We start from the raw sequence: 1,413 nt of genomic DNA on the forward strand, positions 1-1,413 counted from the left end.
ACCAAAACGCAACCGGCGGCTTTACCGTTCGAGGGGCAGACCCTGGGGATGCCCTGACCTCGACGGACCTGTCGTGGGCACATGTAAAAGCATCTCTTATCATCTCGGAAGGCCTGAGAGCTCCAACCCTGGCGGAGCGTAGTGGTGCTGGTCCTCCCACGTTGGACGCACAATGCTCTCGTAGGAAGAATAGGCACTCATTTTCTGCCTTTGAGAAACAGATCGAACGTCTGCTCAGGGTCATCCAGCGACGATCCCTAGCTTTCAGGAACGTCCCTACTTGTGCGCTAAGCCGACCTTCGGCTTACTTCCGAGGGGTGCCAAGATCGAAACTTCTCAGGCTTTCTTACGACCTTGGACGGCGCTCGCACGTGCCTCATAGGTGACACGTCCATCGGCTGTAAGCACCATTTGCTGTTCGAGGACGCTCCGCAATTGTGCTAGGTCATCCGGCGGCATCGCAGCTATCACCTTCCCGGCGGGCCCGACCGGCACCGTCATCGACTGCCAAAACTCCTCGAAATCCGCGAACTCGACCGCAATGTCGATGGCTCGCTTACCGATCTGCTCGAAGCCAGCGGCTCGCCAGAGTTCCTCAAGGGCGGTCAATGAGGTCACCTGCGGGCTTGGCGGGGTGGGTGCCTGAAGACCCATCCCCCTCATCGCAGCCGCGAGGGGCGCAGTGGGCGATCCGGCGTTCTTGTAGTCCCACACGTATGCTGCCGCAGTGCCGCCGGGTCCGAGGACCCGCCACATCTCGGCGACCGCCTTGGCTGGATCAGGCACGAAGTGGATGACCAGTGCCATGACCGCGATGTCGAAGCTGTTGTCCGGAAACGGAAGGTCCTGCGCATCCCCTACTTGGAACTTCGCTGTGCTCCATTCCCCCCGTCCACGGGCAAAGGCCAGTTGCTCTGTGGATGGGTCGATCCCCACTACCGCTGCGGGGGAGCAACCCAGGATCACCTGCTCGGTGAATACGCCAGTGCCGCACCCGATGTCCAACCATCGACGCTCTCTCGGGGCTTCAATCCAGTCGATAAACACGTCACCGACGCGGCGGCTCCAGCGGCCCATGAGCCTCTCGTAGGCAGCACCATCCGTGAACAGTTGGTCAGTCGGGGACATGTGGTGCCTCAGACTTTGCCGCTTGGTTCGGCCACCCAAGAGCTGGCGAACGAGCGGGCCATCATTATCGCGCGGCAAGCTGGGTCTGCGCAAGCATGATCAGCCGGATGAAAAGCCCAAACTCTGCGCCGCCTTGTATCAATCTGGATAGTTTCCTGCCGGTGAGGAACGGCAGGTGTTCCCACCCTGAGCAGACGTTCGGCCAACTTCCGACCCGTGCTATGAAAAGACTTTCCGCTCTTGATGATCCGAGAGGGCCGGCTGGCGGGTCGCCTCCTCACAGAC

1 protein-coding gene is annotated in these 1,413 nt (G+C 60.7%); it reads right to left on the bottom strand.

The window, feature by feature from the left end:
* Positions 1-336: 336 nt before the first annotated feature.
* A complete protein-coding gene (locus JKG68_RS32295) occupies positions 337-1,128 on the bottom strand; it encodes a class I SAM-dependent methyltransferase (RefSeq protein WP_202066514.1) in 792 nt (263 codons plus the stop codon).
* Positions 1,129-1,413: the final 285 nt, after the last annotated feature.

Origin of the sequence: Microvirga aerilata, assembly GCF_016743775.1 — a bacterium.
Lineage (GTDB): Bacteria > Pseudomonadota > Alphaproteobacteria > Rhizobiales > Beijerinckiaceae > Microvirga > Microvirga aerilata.